Raw genomic sequence first — 20,375 nt, 5'->3', positions numbered from 1 at the left:
TATCGGCCATGGCCATTGCCACTCAGTTGCCTACGTTTCCCCGCTTGACCTGGTTGGCGCCGTTCTCGTTTCTGGCCGGTTGTACCGGCATTCCCGACGGTACCCAGGCTGTGGCTGATTTCAGGCTCGAGAATTATCTGGGGCGCTGGTACGAAATCGCCCGTTTGCCGCATAGCTTCGAGAAAGGCCTGTCCTGCGTCACGGCGACCTATAGTCGTCGTGAGGATGGCGGCATCAACATCGTTAATCGTGGCTATAACCTGGAAGAGGGCAAGTGGGAGGTTGCCGAGGGCAAGGCGTACTTTACCGAAAACCCCAACGTGGGCCGGCTCAAGGTCAGCTTCTTTGGGCCTTTCTATGCCGGCTACAACATTCTGAAGCTCGACGGGGATTATCGTCATGCACTGGTAGCCGGCCCCGACCGTGACTACTTATGGATCCTGGCACGCGAGCCCAGCCTGGACGAACGTACCTACCGTTCTCTGGTCAGCTTGGCCCGGGAATTAGCGTTTCCCGTGGACGCGCTGATCCGTGTCGAACAACGCCCTGCGATCTGCCCTGGCCAGCGCCAGGCCGGATAAAGATTCCCCACGGGCGCCGTTATTCGACTAAAGGTGCCCTGCCTATGTTTAACATTTAACGTTAAAGCTTCTACATTTTTCTGGGTAGGCTCACCACCGTCTACGCCCTGTTCACAACATCACTTACAAACAGGTAGAAGAAAAATGAAGCTTGGACGCCGACAGTTCCTGTCAGCAACGGCCGCTCTGGCCGCTGCCGGCACCGCCCCTGCCCTGTTCGCCCATACCCCGATGAGCGCCTCGCCACCGGACCGCTACCCGTCCGAGGCTTGGAAGATCATCGACGAGCGCTTTCGTGATTACTATCTTTTTAATGCCCCGCTTCAGCGCCAATGGACTGGGGGATTATGGCTCGAAGGGCCGGCCTGGAACGCCGTGGGCCGCTATGCCGTGTTCAGTGACATCCCTCGAGCCCTTCAGATGCGCTGGGACGAGGCTACAGGACACGTTAGCGTGCTGCGCCACAAGGTAGGCCATTCCAACGGCAACACCTTCGACGATCATGGACGCCTGGTCTCCTGCGAGCATTACCCGGCACGGGTGATTCGCTACGAATGGGACGGGACCACTACGGTGCTGGCCAGCCAATATCAGGGCAAGCCGCTCAACGCGCCTAACGACCTGGTGGCACTGCCCACGGGCGGGATTATCTTTACCGATCCGGGCTACGGGGCGCATTTCGATTACGAAGGCCACAAGCGCGAGCTGGAACTCAAGCCAGCGATCTACTATATCGACGACAGCCTCGATGACCCCATCCTGCTGACTGACGAAATACATAAGCCCAACGGCATCGCGTTGACTCCGGATGGCAAGGCCTTCTACGCCAGTGACACCGCCCCTTCGCACTTCCCCGATCAGCCAGCCGCCATCATCAAGTGGTCCCTGGCCGAGGATGGCAAGAGCGTCAGTAACCGACAGGAGATCGTCACCAGCAATAGCACGACCTTTGACGGCCTGACGTGCGATGTCCACGGCAACATCTGGTCGAGTGCGTCAGGCGGAGAAGGCGTTGACGGCGTGGCCGTGTTCTCCCCGGACGGCACCCTGCTGGGCCGCATCCTGCTTCCGGAGGTCTGCTCGAATGTCTGCTTCGTTGGCGAGGATCGCAACCAGCTACTGATGACCGCCAGCCAATCGATCTACACACTGTATACCAACACCCAGGGCGCCTGACTCCCGCCATGAGGTAACGCCGCTGCCACGAGACCAGCTCACTCGGTTTCGTGGCAGCGGCGTTTTCATTATCGCACCTGCCATTTTCATTACATCGACGCTTCCCCTTGCCGCTCCCTGCCCGAGTCCGGATGGTAGAAAGTTATCGAGGCAGCTAATCGCCTATTACCGCCATCGATTATGCTGCCAGCGGACCTTTCCAAGAAAACAACAGGACAATAGGCAGGTGCCAATGACTCTCGATCAGTTCTTCGACAATCTGTGGAACGACTATACGGCGATGACACCTCAGGCCCAGCGCATTCATGATGCGTTCGTCGACGCAGGCGAGAACATCATCAACGATCATGTCGCCTTCCGTACATTCGATCGCGGGCCGATTACTCTCGCTGATCTCGAACCGCACCTGCTGGCGCTAGGCTACACCCGCTACGAGCCTTACGACTTCGCTGCCAAGAAATTGCGCGCCTACGGCTACCTGCCTCCGTCCCCAGACCAGCCGCGCGTTTTCCTTTCCGAACTCAAGTGTGACGAGCTCTCGGCAAGCGCTCAGCGCATCATAGACGGGCTCGTAGGCCAGATCGATGCCGAACGAGTCCAGGCGCCCGAGGTGCTATGGGCCGGCCGGCTATGGGCCCCCCCCAGCTTCGAGGACTACCAGGCCCTAATGGAGGAGAGTGAATACGCCGCTTGGCTAGCGATCATCGGCCTGCGTGCCAACCACTTCACCATCAGTGTCAATCACTTTCATTCCTACGACAGCGTCGAGAAGGTGCTCGACAAGATCGAGTCGCTGGGCCTGGGCATCAATGCCTCAGGCGGGCGGATCAAGGGATCGCCGGACGTACTGCTTGAACAGGGCTCGACATTGGCCGACCGCGCCGAGTTCAGCTTTGCCGGTGGCCAGATCGAGGAGATTCCGACGTGTTACTACGAGTTTGCCAAGCGCTACCGCGATGTCGACGGCAAACTCTATCAGGGCTTCGTAGCCGCTAGCGCCGACAAGATCTTCGAGTCCACCAATGTCCGAGGCGAACGCCATGCTGGCTGATTGGCTCGGCCTGACCCTGGACGGTGAATCGCCCGCAACCACGCAGGGGCGATTGCCCTTCGGCCGCTATCGTATCCACGGACCAGGCATACTCGAGCTGACGCCCAACGATCTTCATCCCCGGGCGCACGCCGTCATCGTTTCCGCCGGCATTCACGGCAACGAGACGGGCCCCATCGAGCTGGTCGGAGAGTTGTTGGCACGATTGGAAGCCGGCCTGCTACGTCTCGGCGCCCCAACATTGATCATTCTCGGCAATCTGCCCTCGATCCGTGCCGGACAGCGTTTCTGCGAGACCAACCTCAATCGCCTGTTCCGACGCGACCTGAAAGCATCGGGTAACGAACCACAGCGTGCCCGCGAGCTGATGGCGGCGGTCGATGCTTTCTATGCGCGCCATCCCCAGCCGCGCCTGCATTACGACCTGCACACCGCCATTCGCGACAGCCGCTACCCACGCTTCGCCGTTGACCCTTACGCGGATACCGTCACTCGGGCAGAGCAATGGCGCTGGTTCTCGGCCGCCGGCATCCAGGCGGTGCTGCATCAGCATCAGCACAGCTGGACATTTTCGCACTACTCGAAGCATTACCATCAGGCCCAGGCGTTCACCATGGAGCTGGGCAAGGTGCATCCGTTCGGGGCGAATGACCTCGCTGCCTTGCGTCCCATGCGGCAATTGCTCGAAGCATTGATAGAAGGACGTGAACCGCCCGGTGACGATCCCGATGTACTGAAATACTTCAAGGTTGAGCATGAGCTGATGCGCGAAAGCGAGGACTTTCGGCTGTGCTTTCCTGACGAGACGCCGAATTTCAGCGAATTTTCCGTCGGAACCCGGCTGTCTTACGATGCCAAGGCCGGTGAGTTCATCGTCACCGAGCAGCCATTGGCGGTTGTGTTCCCTAACGCCAACGTGGAACTCGGCGCCCGTGCCGCCCTGTTGGTACGCACCACGTCGACACCGCAGAATTAGCGTTAGCCGCATGCGCTCTCACTGGCGCACCATATGGAACAAAAAACTTTAGCATTATAATAAATTAGAGGAATCATACTATGTTTCCCCAAACGTTATCAGACCAAAGTCGTACCCCTGTGTGGGCAACCCTTTCTGAATCGGCACCGAACGCCTGCTAGAATCGCTGCCTTTTCTGCGGCAACCCGCTGCGTTAGTACGCATCGAAACACTGCACAGGTGGCTTACGAGACGGTTCATCACTGCCATGTCGGCCCATACCGATTCATGGCCTGAGAACGCTATTTCGTAGTGACCTGACAAGCCAGTCACCGGAGCCCGACTCATGGCCGAAACGCCCTTACCCCTCGAAGTGCGAAATCTGCGAAAGCGCTTCGGAGATAACGAGGTCCTCAAGGGCCTGTCCTTGCAAGCCCATCAGGGCGATGTAATCACGCTCATCGGCGCCTCGGGCTCCGGCAAGAGCACGTTCCTGCGCTGCATGAACCTGCTCGAACAGCCCAACGAGGGTGAGCTGATCGTCCATGGCGAGCCAATCCGCTTCAAGGAAACCCGTCACGGACGCGAACCCGCCGACTGGAAGCAGGTCGAGCGCATCCGCGCCAAGCTGTCTATGGTCTTCCAAGGCTTCAACCTCTGGGCCCACATGACCCTGCTCGAGAATGTCATCGAGGCGCCAATTCATGTCCTCAAGAAGCCCCGCAAGGAAGCGATCGAACAGGGCCGAGCCCTGCTCGACCGCGTCGGTCTGCTGGAGCGCGCCGACTACTACCCGGTACAAATGTCAGGCGGTCAGCAGCAGCGTGGCGCCATCGCTCGCGCTCTAGCCATGGATCCGGAAGTCATGCTGTTCGATGAGCCAACCTCGGCGCTCGACCCGGAGCTGGTCGGCGATGTACTCAAGGTCATGCGCGATCTGGCCAAGGAAGGACGCACCATGATCGTGGTCACCCACGAGATGGCGTTCGCCCGGGATGTGTCCAGTCAAGTGATCTACCTGCACCAAGGGCTAGTGGAAGAGGCAGGCCCACCCGGGGAGGTACTGAATAACCCACGTTCCGAGCGCCTCAGGCAATTCCTGGCACCCAAGCATTGAAGGGCCCGTCAAAGGACAGGAGAGAATCATGATCGACCTGCAGGGCTACGGCCCGCGCATTCTCGAAGGCGCCCTGGTTACCATCGAGTTGGCAGTGTTGTCGTTGTTGCTGGCCATCGTCCTTGGCCTGCTCACCGCTAGTGCCAAGATGTCACGAAACTGGATTCTTCATCGTATCGGTACGCTCTACACCACGGTGATCCGCGGCGTGCCGGACCTGGTATTGATGCTGCTGCTGTTCTTTGGCGGGCAGATGGGCATCAACATGGTAACCGATTGGCTCTACGATCAGTTCGGTATCGATATATTCATCAACATCAACGAATTCGTGGCGGGCGTGGTGACCATCGCGCTAATCTTCGGCGCCTACATGGGTGAAACGTTCCGCGGCGCCTTTCTCGCCGTGGATAGCGGCCAGATCGAGGCAGGCCGCGCCTACGGCATGTCCGAAGGGCTGATGTTCCGGCGCATCCGCTTCCCGCAGATGATGCGTCATGCCCTCCCCGGACTCTCCAACAACTGGATGGTGCTGCTCAAGACCACGGCGCTGGTGTCGATCATCGGACTCACCGACATGGTGCGCGTAGCCGCCGAGGCTTCCAAGGCCACCCACGAGCCGTTCACCTTCCTGATTCCAGTGGCGCTGATATATCTGGCAATCGCCAGCGTCTCGGAGTGGATCTTCGCGCGCCTGCAGAAGCACTACAACGTCGGATTCGGGGAGGCTGACGAATGGAACAATTAAGTGCCTGGTTCACCAACCTACTGGCCGACAACACCATCTTCAACGCCCAGACACTGGAGTACTACGCTGAGGGCTTGGCGACCACCGTTCAACTGGTGTTCCTGTCGCTGGTCATCGGCCTGGTCATGGCTGTCCCGCTGGCCATCGCTCGTGGCTCACGGCGCAAGTGGATCAAGATGCCGATCTTTTTCTACACCTATGTGTTCCGTGGCACACCGCTACTGATCCAGCTCTATATCATCTACTACGGCGTGGTTTTCATCGACGGCATTCAGGACACCTGGCTGTGGCTGATCCTCGAGGAGCCGTTCTATCCGGCCCTGATTGCTTTCACGCTTAATACTGCTGCCTACACAACGGAAATCTTCCATGGCGCGATCAAGGCGACGTCAAAGGGCGAGATCGAAGCAGCACGCGCCTACGGCATGTCTCGCGGACTCATGATGCGGCGCATTATTCTGCCCAGCGCCTTTCGTCGCGCTTTGCCGGCCTACGGCAATGAAGTAATCTTCATGCTGCATGCCAGTGCCATCGCCAGTGTAGTAACGATCATGGATCTAACCGGCGCCGCCCGCCTGGTCTATGCACGGTACTATGCCCCGTTCGATGCGTTCCTGTTCGTGGCTCTGCTCTACCTGTGCTTGACGTTCGCAATCCTCTATCTGTTCCGCTACCTCGAAAAGCGCATGCTGGCGCATCTCAAGCCACAGAGCTGAGGCGTAACGTCAAAAACGAGCGTTGGAAAAATGTCATCAATCGGTATTTTTTCTTCTTCCGACATGACCTTGGGTACGCTACCTTGGTCGGGTCATTGGCCATGAGCCGATTCGTAAAACAAAAGGGATAGTTTCACTATGAATAAATTGTTGACCGTTACCCTGCTCAGCGCCGCTCTCATTGCCGGCACCGCCCAGGCACGTGATTACGACACCGTACGTTTCGGCGTCGACGTCCCCTACGAGCCAATGGAGTACCGGACTCCAGAGGGTGAGCTGACCGGTTTCGACATTGAGCTCGGCAACGCCCTGTGCGCAGAAATGGGTATCGAGTGCGAATGGATCGTTCAGGGATGGGATGGCATCATCCCGGGCCTGATGTCGCGCAAGTACGACGCCATCATGTCCTCGATGACTATCAATGAAGAGCGCCGTGAACAGGTGTTGTTCTCCGATCCGTACTTCACTCCGCCTTCCGCCTGGTTCGTGCCTTCCGACAGCAATATCGACATGCCTGCCAAGGAAACGCTGGAAGGCAAGAACATCGGTGTGCAGCGCGGCACCCTGCAGGATAATTACGTGAGCGACATGTACGGTGACGTGGCTGACATCAATCGCTACGCCACGGCTGACGACATGGTACTGGATATGGAAGCGGGCCGTCTCGACGCCGTTTTCCTCGACTTCCCGGTGGGCAAGTCCACCCTGCTCGACAGCGAAGACGGCAACTACAAGGTCGTCGGCAGCATGATCACCGAGCCCAAGTCCTACTTCGGCGACGGTTTCGGTATCGCCTTCCGCAAGCGTGACGAAGACTTGGCCAGCAAGTTCAACGAAGCCCTCGCTACGCTGAAAGAGAACGGCACCTACGACCAGATTTTCAACAAGTACTTCAGCAACAGGAAGTAACCCCCCTCCGCGCCCTGGGTTTCCGGGGCGCTTCTTTTTAACTGCGCCCGCCCCCTTCCTGACCAGCCTGGTTTTTCCTGTATTTTCTAGCGGTTGGCGTATGCGCCGTCAGGGCTTAACCTTGTCCCCACGATACATAGGAACAGGGACGCCCATGATTCGCACCTTCACGCTGGAAAGGCACACCATCAAGGAAGATAACCGGGAAACGCTGTCGCTTCCGCAACGGCTCTCCATGGCGACCTGGATCGACGCCCATGAGCCGGACGAGGAAGAGCGCGAGCAGCTCAATGCCTTTCTCGCTGACGAACTGCCCGCTGGCGAGGATGTAGAAGAAATCGAATCTTCGGCACGCTATTTCGTGGATGCCGACGGTATCCACGTGCACTCGCTTTTCCTGTCACACAGCGAAGGGCGTCATGGCAACACTACGGTCGCCTTTATTCTCCAGTCGGATCGCCTGATCACCTTCCGCGACTGCGAGCTAGCAGACTTCCGTCTGCTGCGCATGCGTGCCCGTTACGGCCAGGTCGAGGCCGACTCCCCCCAGGCGCTGGCACTGACCATCTTCGACCAGAAGGTGGAGAACCTGGCCGATACCCTGGAAGACATTCATCGCAGACTGGAGGATGTCAGCCATCTGGTACTCGAAGAAGAAGGCTCAGACCTAGAGGAAGCGATCGATCAACTGGCCAAGCTGGAAGATAGTAACGGCAAGATCCGTCTGTGCCTGATGGATACCCAGCGTTCGGTGGCCTTCCTGATGCGTCAGCTACGTGGGCATAGCGAACTGCAGGAGCTCGCCCGCGAAATAATGCGCGACGTAGAGACCCTGATGACACATACCACCTTTCTGTTCGACAAGATCAACTTCTTGATGGATTCAACCCAGGGCTTTATCAACATCCAGCAAAACCAGATCATCAAAATCTTCTCTATCGCTGCCGTGGTTTTCCTGCCGCCGACCCTGGTAGCCAGCATTTACGGCATGAACTTCGAGCACATGCCGGAACTGTCGTGGCCCTACGGCTATCCCTTCGCCCTGCTGTTAATGGTTGCTGCGGGGGTCTCGCCGTATCTATATTTCAAACACAAGAACTGGCTATAAAGGCGCCCAGACGTTATTAGCAGGACTACCCTGCGCTGTAGGTCGCCGAAGAACGCTCACCTGCTCAGCTATCTTGTTATTTATTAATGGGAGTGGGAGCCGCCAATATGCTGAACCGGCGGCGGCAACTCCCCGCTGTCCTGCTCTTCGGCAGGCAGCGCCAGTTCGCGAAGGATGCCGCAGGCACCGGTTTCTGCCTCGCCCCGGCAACGCGCCCGCAAATCGAGAAGCGCATCGCGCAGGCTGGCCAGTTGAACAAGGCGGGCTTCGACGTGACCAATATGTTCGTCGATCAGCTCATTTACCGCAGCACAATCGCGCTCGGGATGGTCGCGCAGGGCCAGCAGTTCACGGATCTCACCGAGCGCCATGTCCAACGCACGGCAATGGCGAATGAAGGTCAGGCGCTCAACATGCGCTGCGCCATAGACGCGATAGTTACTGCTGCTGCGTGCCGGCTCGGGCAGCAGCCCCTCGCGTTCGTAGTAACGGATCGTCTCCACTTGGCAGCCAGTCTGGCGTGCCAGTTCACCGATCTTCATGATGCGTCTCCTGCCGATGTGCCACGAGAGTGCATCTCCCGTACCTTACCGGCTTATGGAAGGCTTCCAAAGTGTAATTCAGGAGCCAATTCACTGGTTATCCATCTGCCGACCGAGCCTGGACGGACCGCAATGCGCGCCATCACTGGGAACTAGATGCCCAGGCGCGATGGGCAGGGAAAGGAAGGACAGACAGGCAACTGGCATAGTCATTGCCTTAAATCTACTCGCATCGCCTGAACGGCGGAACCGGCATGCTCGCCGGTTCCGCCGTCCTTTTTATGACGCTGCCGGCCGACTCAACTCCTGCCTAAAGAAGTTAAGCATCCAGCGCACCATTACCTGATCATCCACTGGTGCATCGAGCGAAATCAGCCCTTCGCGCAAGCGATTGCTGGGCAAGGCGTCGCGCTTGTGCTCCATCAGGTCGGCCGAATACGCCTTGGTGAACTCGGGATGACCTTGTATGCCCAGGAACGTCTCGCCGACCTGCATCAGATAGATCGGGCAAAAGTCGCTCACGGCGAGGATTTTCGCCTGATCCGGCAACTGCCTGACCTGATCCTGATGACTGACCACCAGGTCGAGTCCTTCCTGCCAGGGCTCCATCCAGGCGGTACGCTCCGTCACGCGATTGAACGACATGCCCACGCCCCAGCCACGCTCGTTCTTGACCACCTCACCGCCTAACGCCCTGGCAATCAGTTGATGCCCAAAGCAAACCCCCACCAGTGGCCGGCCGGCTTGCCAAAGCTCACGTACGAAACTGCAGAGTGCCTCGATCCAGTCACTTCCGTCGTTGACCCCGAATTTGGATCCGGTGATCAGCCAGGCATCCACCGCTCCGGTATCGGTGGGGATCTCGCCGTCATGGCAACGCCAGGTTTGAAAGGTCAACGAGGAGTCGACCGAACTCAGCAGCCGCTCGAACATATCGGGATAGTTACCGTGCCGGGGCTGAAGCTCTTCGGCAACATCATCGCACTGCAGCAGACCGATGCGCATGCATCTCTCCTTCATGAATCATTGAATCTCTCTTCCCCGCAATACCGAGGAACGTTTTGAAATGCCGCACAGCTCCCAATAGCCACCGAATCGATAGCACACGGCGGTCATGGACGCTATCGTAGCGTCGAAACGGGCTCCACGGCCTTATCACTACATGTCGGAGCGATCCATGCCCCTGGCTTCACCGAGTGTCACCTTTCAAGAAGTCCAGCGTCCCTCGTCGGCCTGGACAGGTTGGGGCCAGTGGCTGGCCCTGGTTACCATGACGGTGGACCACGTCACACGCTACCTGCTTCCCGATCACTGGGACATCGGCTGGGCGAGCTCGTCCATCGGTCGCATCGCCTTCCCTCTGTTCGCTGCGATGGTGGCCTGGCATGCATTGTTCAACACGCGCAATCCATTGCGCTATGCACGTCGCATCCTGGTCATCGGCCTGGTGGCCCAATTGCCCTACCTGGCCATGCCACGCGATCACTTTCAGCTGAATATCTGTTTCACTCTGGCGCTCGGTATGTTCTGGGGAAGCTGGCTATACGACCTTACCCGACAGTCAGCGGCGGGTACGCTACGTAGTCCCTACATCACGGCCCTGCTTATTGCCCTGTCAGGATTGGCCTGGCTGACCATCGGTCCTTGGGTGGAGTATGGCCATCAGGGCTTGCTGATGATTCCGTTTTACATGCTCGCCTTCCAGGCATTGACCCAGCCTGCCGAAACGCTGACGTCACGCTTATGGGCCGCCAGCTCCGCCCTGCCGCTACTGCTCAATGCGGGCCTGCTCAACAGCTCGGACATGGCCAAGTCGTTTACCGTAGCGACCTGCCTGGCGATGCTGTTGCTTGCCGCTGGCGCGGCCAACCGTATTCCACAGGTCGGTTATGCCATGCCGCGCCGGGTGTGGCTGGCCTGGTATCCAGCACATTTTGCAGTCATCGCCCTGCTGTTGCTCTTGATGGAGTGAACGCAGGCGCAACGGCAGGAGCCATGACTAGCAATGCGGCGCGAGCAATACCTCGCCTAGCGCAGATAATGACATCGGTCGATGGAAGTAGTATCCCTGGAATCGCGAACAGCCACTGGCGATCAATAAGGTCAGTTGCTGATCCGTTTCCACCCCCTCGGCCACCACGTCCAGCGCGAGATGCTGGGAGATGGCGATAATCGTCTGGACGATGGCCGCATCGTTGGTATCGTCCAGATCCTGAACGAAACTGCGGTCGATCTTGAGTTCATCGAGTGGCAGGCGTCTGAGATACGACAGAGATGAATAGCCGACTCCGAAATCATCGATGGCCAGGCCAACGCCGATTCGCTTGAGTTCCTGCATCTTGTTCACGGCATCCTGCAAATGATCGATGAGAACCCCTTCGGTCAGTTCGAGCATCAATCGCTCAGGCGCGATCCGCGCGCCGGACACCGCCCGCTCGATACAGGCCACGAAATCGGGCTCGCTGAAATGGCGTGGACTGACATTGATGGATAACCGGGGCAGACGATCGGCGTCCAAGCGTTGCAGGCATTGGCAGGCCTCTCGCAGGACCCACTCGCCCAGTTCGATGATCAGCCCACTTTCCTCCGCCAAGGGGATGAATTCCGCTGGCGATACTCCGCCTCGGGTCTCGTGATTCCAACGCAACAATGCCTCGACACCGACAATCCCGCCCTCGGCATCCACTTGAGGCTGGTAGTGAAGACTCAGCCGATTCTGTTCAATGGCTCGGCGCAAGTCGCTCTCCAGCGCCAGGCGACGCTCCACCTCGAGCTGCATGCTTGGTTGATAACAGCAAACGCGGGAGCGTCCTTGGGTCTTGGCCTGATACATTGCGGTATCCGCATGCTTGAGCAGGTCATCGGCATCCTTCGATCCTTCGGGAAACAACGCCATACCGATACTCGGCGTCACGCGCAGCGTTCGGCCAGCCAACTCGTAAGGAGTCGAAAGCGCATTCAAGAATCGTCGCGCCAGCGCCATGGCCGCCTGGTTCGCACGATCGACACAGGCAGGCAGACCGGTAACCAGCACCACGAACTCATCACCACTGAGACGCGCCGCCACATCGCCCTGACGGAGCAGGCCTGTCAGGCGCTGCGCCACCTCGCGTAGCAACCGATCCCCCATGGCATGGCCCAGCGTGTCATTGACCGCCTTGAAGCGATCCAGATCGAGAAACAGCACGACACCGCGCTCACCGCTCTGCTGGTAAGCGCGATAGGCGGTACCGAGTCGATCGAGCAGGAAGCGGCGGTTAGGCAGGTTGGTCAGCGGATCGTAGTAGGCCTGGTGATGGATGGTCTCCTCAGCCCGCTTACGCTCTGTAAAGTCCTCGATGACCGCCACGCCACTGGTAATCTCACCGTTGCCGTCACGAATCCCGTTGAAGAAGCCACGTAACGGAATCATCCGTCCCGAATGGAGGCTGACGTAATCGCCCTCGTAGTAGCCACTGCCCTCGCGCAGAGCGCTGGTCACAGCGTTCATCACGTTGTCGTCGGCCAGATCGCGACATAAATCCAGCCCTATCACTCCTCCCCGGCGCCCACCGATGATGTCGAGGAACTTGTCGTTGCAGTCGAGTACTCTGCCATCGCCATTGAAATGCAGGATTCCCAGCGGGGCAGAGTGAAAGATGCTGCGGTAGCGGCTTCGGCTCTCACGCAAGATGCTTTCCCGTTCGCTCCCTTCGACGCGTAATCGGACATTGTCCGTAATCAATAAGCTCAAACGGCGGCTGACGACCAGAGTCAGTGCGAGAAACAGCGTCATCATGATCGAGAGGAAGAGTGATACCGGTGTACCCATGAACAGGTACTGCAGCAACAATGGCAAGATGGCTGGTATCAAGAACAGGGCAGCAACACCCCACACCGACGATAGTGTGGCCACCGCTCCAGCTCCAATACCCGCCATAACGACAGATAGTGCTGCCTGGTACTCGTAGTGGTCCGCAAAGAACAAGAATGTGCCAGCCGCCCCCCAGGTCACGCCGGCGGCAAAGGCGCCCACGGCGAACCAGCCTAACCAGTAATGCTTCGACTGAACGCTGGCAACACGGCGATGAAACTTCATTACCAGCACAAGACGCAGCAGCATGACCCCTAACATCGCCGACAGCCAGCCGATCAGGACGCCATGCGGAATGACCGGCCACATCAAGAAAACCAGCAGCAACGCACATGCGATGCTGGCGAACATCGGTTGCCAGAAGCTCTCATAGAGCATCTTTACTTGTTCGCGACGAACGATAGGCAACTGCTCCTGACTTTTGGCAAAAAGCGTTGCTGGGTTGAAACGCCCAAAAAACCCCGACATCCATCCCCCTGTCTTCAACCCGTACTGAGCAAGCCCAGCTGGCGCTCAAACACTTACGATATCTCATCGTAATGAACCAACATGCCCCGACGAATGGATGAGTTCAACGCATGTTTTATTTGAGCGTTTGCCGATTTTTTGCATCTTGACCTTGAGCAGGGCCAAGCCTTGCTATGCTTGGCAAAGGTGAGGTAAGCGTACCTGTGAGCGCTAGCCGCACCGGGGCGGCCATCGCAGAGCCCCGCCAGTGGCAACTCCGACATACAACAAGAGGAGACCACGGTGGCCGCAGCTTCCATCCGACCCTGGGGAACACGCCATGAAACGTCCCGTCCGGATCGCCATTACCGGAGCCGCCGGTAGCATCAGCAACTCACTGCTCTTTCGCATCGCCGCCGGCGACATGTTCGGCCCCGATCAGCCAGTCATCCTGCAACTCATCGAACGCCCGGAAGCCATGCCCGCCCTGCATGGCATGGCCATGGAGCTCGAGGACTGCGCATTTCCCCTGCTGCATACCGTGCGCTTGCACGACAACGCCGAAGCCGGCTTCAAGAATGTGCATTACGCGATCCTGCTCGGCGCCCGGCCACGGGGTCCGGGTATGGAGCGCAAGGACCTGCTGTCAGCCAATGCAGAAATCTTCAGCCGCCAGGGTCGGGCCTTGAACGACCATGCCAACCATGACGTCAAGATCGTAGTGGTCGGCAATCCAGCCAATACCAACGCCCTGATCGCCAGTCGCAATGCGCCTGAGCTGTCGCCGTCGCAATTCACCGCGATGAGCCGCCTCGACCACAACCGCACCAAGGGCATACTGGCCAACCATACCGGCTACAACCCGGCCGATATCCGCCGAGTCGCGGTTTGGGGCAATCATAGTGCCACCCAGTATCCCGACCTGCGTCATGCGGAAGCGTTCGGCCTGCCGATCTTTCCCGGCCTCGATCTGGACTGGGTCGAGAACTCGTTCATCCCACGGGTTCAGAAGCGCGGAGCAGAAGTCATTGCCGCGCGCGGCCAGTCAAGTGCCGCCTCCGCAGCCCAGGCGGTCATCGACCATATGCGTGATTGGGCCCTGGGCACCCCGCCAGGGGATTTCACCAGCATGTGCATCGTCTCGGACGGCAGTTACGGAGTCGCCAAGGGTATCGTGTTTTCCTTCCCGGTCTGTTGCCGCTACGGCCGCTACCAGATCGTCCAGAATCTGGCGATGGACGAATCGAGCCTACAGCGCCTGAAAGCCACCGAAGCCGAACTGCTGGAAGAGAAAGCCGCCGTAGAGCATCTGCTACTGCCGGAGACCGAGGAGGCCCATAACAATCTGAGTATTCGCCTGCGCTCCGGGGCAATCCGCTATGCTGAAGAGGATAACGACGACGACAGCTCGGCCAGCGTTCTGCGGACCGATCGCGTCATGTGAACGGAGCCAGCTCGGCTTCGGCAGGCTAGCGATGCCGTTCGACGGGCACATTCGTCGGCGGCATCGTGAACGTGCGCACCACCCACCACAGGCCAGCGAGCAGGCCCAGGGGCAACATTACGGTCTCGAGCAGATAGACCACCAGCAGCTGGACAAAGCGATCCACCATGTCGTCGGAAAAGCCGCGGACGTCCAGTGCCATTGCCGTCGTCTCGTCGCGCAGCTCGCGCATCCAGTCGAACAGACCACCATCCCCTGCCTTCAGCCCTTCTATATCCGCCTCCTGCAGCTCTGCGGTGGCGATGTCCAGCTGTTGCTGCGCCTCGACACGCCGCGGTTCGAGCACGGCATCCGAGATGCCAGCGACACCGGTCACCGCCAGCGGCACCATGAGCCGGGCAACAATCAGCAGGACCAGTGCCCCACGCGCCAGCCGAACCAGGCGCCAGGCCACCAGAGGCAACAGCAACGAGATCAGCAGGAACAGGGCCACCGTACTGCCCAACACCGCCACTGACGCACTGTGGCCGAGCTCAATCAGCACACGCTGGATGCCGACAGAGGCCATCGCCACGACCATGACATCGGAGTAGCGTTCGGCCATGTCCTGCAAGGGCTTGAAGAATTGTCCCGGCTTGACCGCCACGCCCCCGATTACCGGCAGGGTCAACTCGGCTTCGGATACCAGCGCAATGCCGCGATCAATGAGCCGGGCTGAAGCGTAGGAAGCGGCCGCCAAGGCCAGCGATCGATTAAGCGTGTCTACCGCCGTGATCTCGACGGGCGCCATCGCCGGCCCCAACACGCGACGTTCGGCCAGACCACTTGCCGACGCCAGCAGTACGAGCCCTAGCAGAAACGCCATGGCCGTCCGTTGCCCCACGCCATGACGGGGACCGGAGAGCCCGGCCGGTGCCGCTTGACGCGACATTACCCAGGAAACACACGGCAGTACCAGACTGAGCGCCAGCAACACCGCCTGCCAGCGCGTCGGGATAAACCTCACCCACCATCGTCTTGCCGCCACACCACCGACAATCCACCCCAATAACAGGCCGTAGCTCAGCCATGGAAGCTCCGGCACGAACCAGTAACTCGCCAGGTAAGCCGCGTCGAGCAAAACGGCCAATCCCACCCGCCAACCGATGTTCATGGATACGCTCCTTCAATGGCCCTGTACGTACAGGTCCCGACCGGCACGGTCGATTCATCGCACATTTGCAGCTTGCCGGGTTAATTACCATCCTAGTTATCAAAGATGAGGAGAGGCCTTATGAACGACCGAGTTTTCCTGATCACCGGCGCCTCCAGCGGGATCGGCGCCGCCACTGCCAGAGCGGCCCATCGCGAAGGCTACCAGTTGGTATTGGCCGCACGTTCCGCGGACAAGCTGGATGCCTTGGTCAAGGAGTTCGGCCCCGAGAAGGCCTTGGCGGTTTCCTGTGACGTGACGTCTATGGAAGACCAGCGCGCCATGGTCGAGCAGGCGTTAGAGCAGTTCGGGCGCGTCGATGCCGTTTTCGCGAATGCCGGGCGCGGTGGTGCTCCGGGGGGCTTCAGTGAAGCTGATCATGAGTCGTGGCGCGAACTGTTGCTCACCAATGTCTACGGTGTCGGCCTGACGATCCAGGCCACGCTACCTGCCTTGCGCCGCAGTCGGGGGCACATCCTGCTCACCGGGTCCGCCGCCGGCCGCGCCACCATTCCCGGCTCGATGTACAGCGCCAGCAAGTGGGCGGTGACCGGGATCGGCTACAACCTGCGGGAAGAGCTGCGCGGCAGCGGCATTCGCGTCACGCTGATCGAACCCGGCATGGTCGATACCGCCTTTTTTGATCAGTCGCCGGAGCATGCCCTGCAGGACAGGGACATTGCCAATGCCGTGCTGTATGCCGTCAGCCAACCGCCCCATGTCGATGTCAACGAAATCCTCGTGCGTCCAACACCACCCATGGGCTAGTCTGGAAAGGCAACTACAAAAAACTTGATCAATGGCATGTTTGGGGACTAGCGCAAGACAAAAAAATTGCGCATCCTGACACCGTCATAGGTAAGGCACTGGAGCCTCATGGACGCTGTACGACAGATGAACGGCTGTGCTTCTTCCGCACAGCCGTCGAAGTGGAAAAGCGATTTCGATGTTCGCGACATGGAAAAACGCAGCCGCCTGATGCGCGTCGTCACTCGCCGCATCGCCCTCTCGGAACTAGGCAACCGGGAAATCGCCCGTCGCGCTGGCATCCCCCCCCAACGCATCAGTGATCTACTCGCAGGACGTATTGAGCAGTTCTCGGTCGACGAACTGCAGGCTCTGCGCGAAACGGTGGAAGAGGACGACGCTACGCCGACCCTCTGACTCTACCGGCCGCCCTGCAGCCACTCGAGCGCCAACTCGTGCTGGCCCTGCTCGTCGGTGACGAACAATGTGTCCTCGCTGATCATTACTGCCCACTTGATGCTCCGCGGCAGGTCTTCGGCCAGCGCGCCCAAGCTTTCTTGAGATAGTGCCGCGATACTGAGATTGCCCAGCGAAGCCACGCTGGGCAACACATGTGTTTCCCAGCTCCGACGGTTGCCGTACACCAACAGCGATACCCGCTCGGTGCGCCGTGAACACCAGGTCAGGCGCTCGGCATCGGGCTGGCCGACTTCGATCCAATGCAGAACGCGACCATCCAGGCTCTTTTCCCATAGTGCCGGCTCATCGACGTCGGACAGTCCGCGCCCAAAGGCGAGACTCTCGGCATGCCACAGCGCATAGGCCAACAGACGGGAGGCCAGGCGCCCCTCGGTTTCCGATGGATGGCGAGCCACAGTAAAGCGCAGCGTCGCGTAGACGCCACGATCCAGATCGGACAGGCTGATATCGGCCTTGTAAGGCGTTGCAGTCAGGGCCATGGGAGCACTTCCTGAAAAATGGGGGCCTAGCATAACCTGCAGGTGACACGCCGCCCACCCAGGCCGTACCGGCATCAGTTCCGTTTCCGGCGAGTCCTTGCCCAACCGCGAGGTAGAATTCAAGCAACCACAACCCGCGGAGGGTAAGCGCATGTTGGACCGGGCAACCTGCCAGTACGCGCGGCTTGCACGTGACGCTCGCTTCGATGGCCAGTTCTTCACTGCCGTCAGGACTACCGGAATCTATTGCCGCCCGGTATGCCCGGCCACGCCGCCACAGGAAGACAATGTCGATTACTACGCCAGTGCGGTCGAGGCCGCCAAAGCCGGCTATCGTCCCTGCCTGCGCTGCCGCCCCGATAGCGCGCCTGGCTCGCCAGCCTGGAAAGGCACTGACACCACACTCGAGCGCGCGTTACGGCTGATCAATGAAGGCGCACTGCAACATGCCTCGCTCGAACAACTCTGCACACGCCTAGGGATTGGCGATCGTCATCTGCGCGCGCTTTTCCAACGCCGCTTCGGCGTTTCGCCGAAACACTATGCGCTCTATCAGCAATGCCTGTTCGCCAAGCAATTGCTCCACCAGACCCATCTACCGGTGACCACCATTGCTTATGCCAGTGGTTTTCGTAGCCTGCGTCGCTTCAACGACTGCTTTCGCACCCACATGGGCCTGGCGCCAAGCCAGCTTCGCCGTCAGGCTGGCACCACCGCTGGCGGCTTGACGCTTCACCTGGCCTATCGTCCACCCTATGCTTGGTCAGTCATGCAGCGTTTCCTGGCGAAGCGCCGGATCGACGGACTTGAGTGGATCGATGAGAACAGCTATGGCCGTACGTTTGCCTGGCAGCACACCAAGGGATGCTTTACCGCCATTCACGATCCCCGGCGGCATGGGTTCAAGGTCACGCTGGAGCTCGACGATCTAAGCGTCATGAAACCGGTCGTGACCAATATCCGACGCGTTCTCGACCTGGATGCCGACACCCGAGCGATAGAGGCTCACCTCGCCACGGCAATCCCCGGCCTGCCCCTCATCGAGGGCCTGCGCCTGCCCGGGACATGGTGCCTGTTCGAGGCGGGCATTCGGGCGATCCTCGGCCAGCAGGTATCGGTCGATGCCGCGAAGCGCCAGAGTCAGGTCCTGGTCGACAGACTCGGCGACACCTTGGCCGAGGCGTGTGGCGGGCTACGCCGCACCTTCCCGGCACCTGACACGATTGCCGCGAGCGACCTGGCGTTTCTGAGCATGCCCGGTGCTCGCCGCGAAGCATTGCGCCGCTTCGCCGCCTGGTACCGCGAGAACCCGGCATCGCATGACACTGCGCACTGGCAAATGCTCAAGGGCATCGGCCCGTGGACGGTGGATTATGCACGCTTGCGTGGCACCAGCCACCCCGACATTTGGCTGGCCGGTGACCTCGGTGTGAAACAGGCCTTGAGCGCCTTGGGCGAGGACGATATACGGCTCGACCCGCAAGTCGCCTCCCCCTGGCGCAGTTACCTGACCCTGCAACTGTGGAATCGCTGACATGTACGTGGATCACTTTATCTCCCCCTGCGAAAGCCCCCTCGGCCTGCTGGAAATTCGTGCCGATGATCAGGGCATTACACACCTGCTGTTCGTCGACGCACCAACACAGCCGCCCCACCCTCACCCGCTGCTCGAGCGCTGCAAGGCGCAGCTCGGTGAGTATTTTGAAGGGCAACGCCTGCACTTCGATCTGCCCCTGAGCCCGGCAGGCACGGATTTCCAGCAGCGTGTATGGATGCGCTTGCGCGACGTGCCCTACGGCGAAACCTGCAGCTATGCGACCATCTCTGCCGGGATCGGGTGTCCCAAGAGTCATCGAGCCGTAGGTGCCGCCAATGGCCGCAATCCGTTGGCGATCATCGTGCCCTGCCACCGGGTGATCGGCAGCAATGGCCAGCTCACCGGCTATGCGGGGGGAATCGCACGCAAGCAGTGGCTGCTGGCCCACGAACGGGCGCACCGGGATTTCGCCCTGCAAGGGGATAAATGAGTCCCGCTACTTGGCCGCATCATCCGGCTTGGCTAGGGTAGGCACGGTAACGACGTGCTGCGTGACACCATATGTGCTACGCCTACTCAAGGATGCGACCTCGGAGAACCTCATGAAAAAGCTCCTCGCAGGGATGATGTTCGCTGCTGCCATGCCGGCATTCGCCGACGGCAAGGCCACCATCACCTCGAACGACAGCCAGCAGAACATGCAGATGCAGATCCACTGGGCCGGCGACAAGATGCGCATGGATTTTCCCAGCCAACAGCAGCATGGCTATATGCTGATGCGCGATGGCAAGGGATACATGGTGACCCAGCAGGGCGGACAGCCACTCATCATGGATATGTCGATGCTCAGGGAAATGAGCGATTCGATGGGTGACGACGCCGGCGCGATGGCCACCCAGGCAGAAACCGTCGATAGTCTGGAAGCCACCGGCAAGACGGAAACCGTCGCCGGTATCGAAGGCGATGTATACCGCCTCGCGTGGACCGACCGCGGCGGCCAGAGCCACGAAGATACGCTGGTGCTCAGCGACGATCCGCTGGCGCATGAGATGCTGGGCGCTTTCCAGGATTATGTAAAAGCCGTCATGGGCCGCACCGACCCGATCGGTAAGGCGATTCTCGAGCGTGATCAGGGCATGCTGCGCTTCGGCGAGCGTTTCAAGGTCGCCGAAATCGCCGATGCCTCTCCTGATGCAAGTACGTTCGAGTTGCCGGAAAACGCCGTGACCATGGAGCAGATGATCCGGCAGCAGATGGATAACGGTGCTCAGTAACCGAAATGCTTGCTGCACCTGC

General features: G+C 59.6%; 21 protein-coding genes. 16 read left to right on the top strand and 5 right to left on the bottom strand.

The window, feature by feature from the left end; genetic code table 11:
• Positions 1-8 precede the first annotated feature (8 nt).
• The 9 genes from F568_RS0114285 to corA all read left to right on the top strand — a co-directional run bounded on the left by F568_RS0114285 (position 9) and on the right by corA (position 8,358).
• On the top strand, positions 9-581 hold the full coding sequence (locus F568_RS0114285) for a lipocalin family protein (RefSeq protein WP_019019427.1): 573 nt from the start codon (positions 9-11) through the stop codon (positions 579-581).
• A gap of 144 nt (positions 582-725) precedes the next feature.
• On the top strand, positions 726-1,757 hold the full coding sequence (locus F568_RS0114280; protein WP_019019426.1) for an SMP-30/gluconolactonase/LRE family protein: 1,032 nt from the start codon (positions 726-728) through the stop codon (positions 1,755-1,757).
• Between the two features lie 232 nt (positions 1,758-1,989).
• Positions 1,990-2,808, top strand: coding sequence for a DUF1338 domain-containing protein (locus tag F568_RS0114275; RefSeq protein ID WP_019019425.1), 819 nt, complete (start codon positions 1,990-1,992; stop codon positions 2,806-2,808).
• Positions 2,798-3,784: a succinylglutamate desuccinylase gene (gene astE / locus F568_RS0114270; protein ID WP_040476397.1), complete on the top strand. Its 987-nt coding sequence runs from the start codon at positions 2,798-2,800 to the stop codon at positions 3,782-3,784. Before F568_RS0114275 ends, astE begins: the two co-directional genes overlap by 11 nt.
• Positions 3,785-4,109: 325 nt before the next feature.
• Positions 4,110-4,880: an ABC transporter ATP-binding protein gene (locus tag F568_RS0114265; protein ID WP_019019423.1), complete on the top strand. Its 771-nt coding sequence runs from the start codon at positions 4,110-4,112 to the stop codon at positions 4,878-4,880.
• A gap of 28 nt (positions 4,881-4,908) precedes the next feature.
• Complete coding sequence (locus F568_RS0114260) at positions 4,909-5,625, top strand: ABC transporter permease (protein ID WP_019019422.1); 717 nt, start codon at positions 4,909-4,911, stop codon at positions 5,623-5,625.
• On the top strand, positions 5,613-6,341 hold the full coding sequence (locus F568_RS0114255; RefSeq protein WP_019019421.1) for an ABC transporter permease: 729 nt from the start codon (positions 5,613-5,615) through the stop codon (positions 6,339-6,341). The genes F568_RS0114260 and F568_RS0114255 overlap by 13 nt, the downstream gene beginning before the upstream one ends.
• Before the next feature lie 138 nt (positions 6,342-6,479).
• Positions 6,480-7,250, top strand: a complete 771-nt coding sequence (locus tag F568_RS0114250) for an ABC transporter substrate-binding protein (RefSeq protein WP_019019420.1) — start codon at positions 6,480-6,482, stop codon at positions 7,248-7,250.
• A gap of 154 nt (positions 7,251-7,404) precedes the next feature.
• Positions 7,405-8,358 (top strand): magnesium/cobalt transporter CorA, encoded by a 954-nt coding sequence (gene corA, locus F568_RS0114245; RefSeq protein ID WP_019019419.1) that lies wholly within the window; start codon positions 7,405-7,407, stop codon positions 8,356-8,358.
• Between the two features lie 83 nt (positions 8,359-8,441).
• Here corA and cadR read toward each other — a convergent pair whose 3' ends face one another.
• Positions 8,442-8,900, bottom strand: coding sequence for a Cd(II)/Pb(II)-responsive transcriptional regulator (gene cadR / locus F568_RS0114240; RefSeq protein WP_019019418.1), 459 nt, complete (start codon positions 8,898-8,900; stop codon positions 8,442-8,444).
• Between the two features lie 279 nt (positions 8,901-9,179).
• Entirely contained in the window at positions 9,180-9,905 is a 726-nt protein-coding gene (locus F568_RS0114235; protein WP_019019417.1) for a type 1 glutamine amidotransferase, read from the bottom strand.
• 172 nt (positions 9,906-10,077) lie between these two features.
• On the opposite strand from F568_RS0114235, the gene F568_RS0114230 reads away from it, so the two are divergent.
• Positions 10,078-10,872 carry a TraX family protein gene (locus tag F568_RS0114230; protein WP_019019416.1) on the top strand — a complete coding sequence of 265 codons (795 nt, stop codon included), beginning with the start codon at positions 10,078-10,080 and terminating at the stop codon, positions 10,870-10,872.
• A gap of 27 nt (positions 10,873-10,899) precedes the next feature.
• Here the strand turns inward: F568_RS0114230 and F568_RS0114225 are convergent, their stop codons facing one another.
• The gene (locus F568_RS0114225; protein WP_156817443.1) at positions 10,900-13,221 is read right to left on the bottom strand and encodes a putative bifunctional diguanylate cyclase/phosphodiesterase; all 2,322 of its coding nucleotides are present in this window, start codon (positions 13,219-13,221) and stop codon (positions 10,900-10,902) included.
• Between the two features lie 319 nt (positions 13,222-13,540).
• On the opposite strand from F568_RS0114225, the gene F568_RS0114220 reads away from it, so the two are divergent.
• On the top strand, positions 13,541-14,644 hold the full coding sequence (locus F568_RS0114220) for a malate dehydrogenase (RefSeq protein ID WP_019019414.1): 1,104 nt from the start codon (positions 13,541-13,543) through the stop codon (positions 14,642-14,644).
• 25 nt (positions 14,645-14,669) lie between these two features.
• Here F568_RS0114220 and F568_RS22940 read toward each other — a convergent pair whose 3' ends face one another.
• Positions 14,670-15,797, bottom strand: a complete 1,128-nt coding sequence (locus F568_RS22940; protein WP_019019413.1) for a hypothetical protein — start codon at positions 15,795-15,797, stop codon at positions 14,670-14,672.
• A 120-nt stretch (positions 15,798-15,917) separates the two neighbouring features.
• Here F568_RS22940 and F568_RS0114210 point away from each other — a divergent pair, with 120 nt between their 5' ends.
• Together F568_RS0114210 and F568_RS22935 are read left to right on the top strand one after the other, a co-directional pair.
• On the top strand, positions 15,918-16,604 hold the full coding sequence (locus F568_RS0114210; protein WP_019019412.1) for an SDR family oxidoreductase: 687 nt from the start codon (positions 15,918-15,920) through the stop codon (positions 16,602-16,604).
• A gap of 108 nt (positions 16,605-16,712) precedes the next feature.
• The gene (locus F568_RS22935) at positions 16,713-17,000 is read left to right on the top strand and encodes an XRE family transcriptional regulator (RefSeq protein ID WP_019019411.1); all 288 of its coding nucleotides are present in this window, start codon (positions 16,713-16,715) and stop codon (positions 16,998-17,000) included.
• Positions 17,001-17,002: 2 nt separating this feature from the next.
• Here F568_RS22935 and F568_RS0114200 read toward each other — a convergent pair whose 3' ends face one another.
• A complete protein-coding gene (locus tag F568_RS0114200; protein ID WP_019019410.1) occupies positions 17,003-17,542 on the bottom strand; it encodes a YaeQ family protein in 540 nt (179 codons plus the stop codon).
• Between the two features lie 151 nt (positions 17,543-17,693).
• On the opposite strand from F568_RS0114200, the gene F568_RS0114195 reads away from it, so the two are divergent.
• The 3 genes from F568_RS0114195 (at position 17,694) to F568_RS0114180 (ending at position 20,353) form a co-directional block, all read left to right on the top strand.
• Positions 17,694-19,076 (top strand): AlkA N-terminal domain-containing protein, encoded by a 1,383-nt coding sequence (locus tag F568_RS0114195; protein ID WP_019019409.1) that lies wholly within the window; start codon positions 17,694-17,696, stop codon positions 19,074-19,076.
• 1 nt (position 19,077) lies between these two features.
• Positions 19,078-19,569, top strand: a complete 492-nt coding sequence (locus F568_RS0114190; RefSeq protein WP_019019408.1) for a methylated-DNA--[protein]-cysteine S-methyltransferase — start codon at positions 19,078-19,080, stop codon at positions 19,567-19,569.
• 112 nt (positions 19,570-19,681) lie between these two features.
• Positions 19,682-20,353, top strand: coding sequence for a hypothetical protein (locus F568_RS0114180; RefSeq protein WP_019019406.1), 672 nt, complete (start codon positions 19,682-19,684; stop codon positions 20,351-20,353).
• Positions 20,354-20,375 lie beyond the last annotated feature (22 nt).

It is taken from the genome of Modicisalibacter luteus DSM 23508 (genome assembly GCF_000378505.1).
Taxonomy (GTDB): domain Bacteria; phylum Pseudomonadota; class Gammaproteobacteria; order Pseudomonadales; family Halomonadaceae; genus Modicisalibacter; species Modicisalibacter luteus.
The sequence above is the reverse complement of the archived record's forward strand: the minus strand, read 5'-3'. Positions and strand labels throughout refer to the sequence as shown.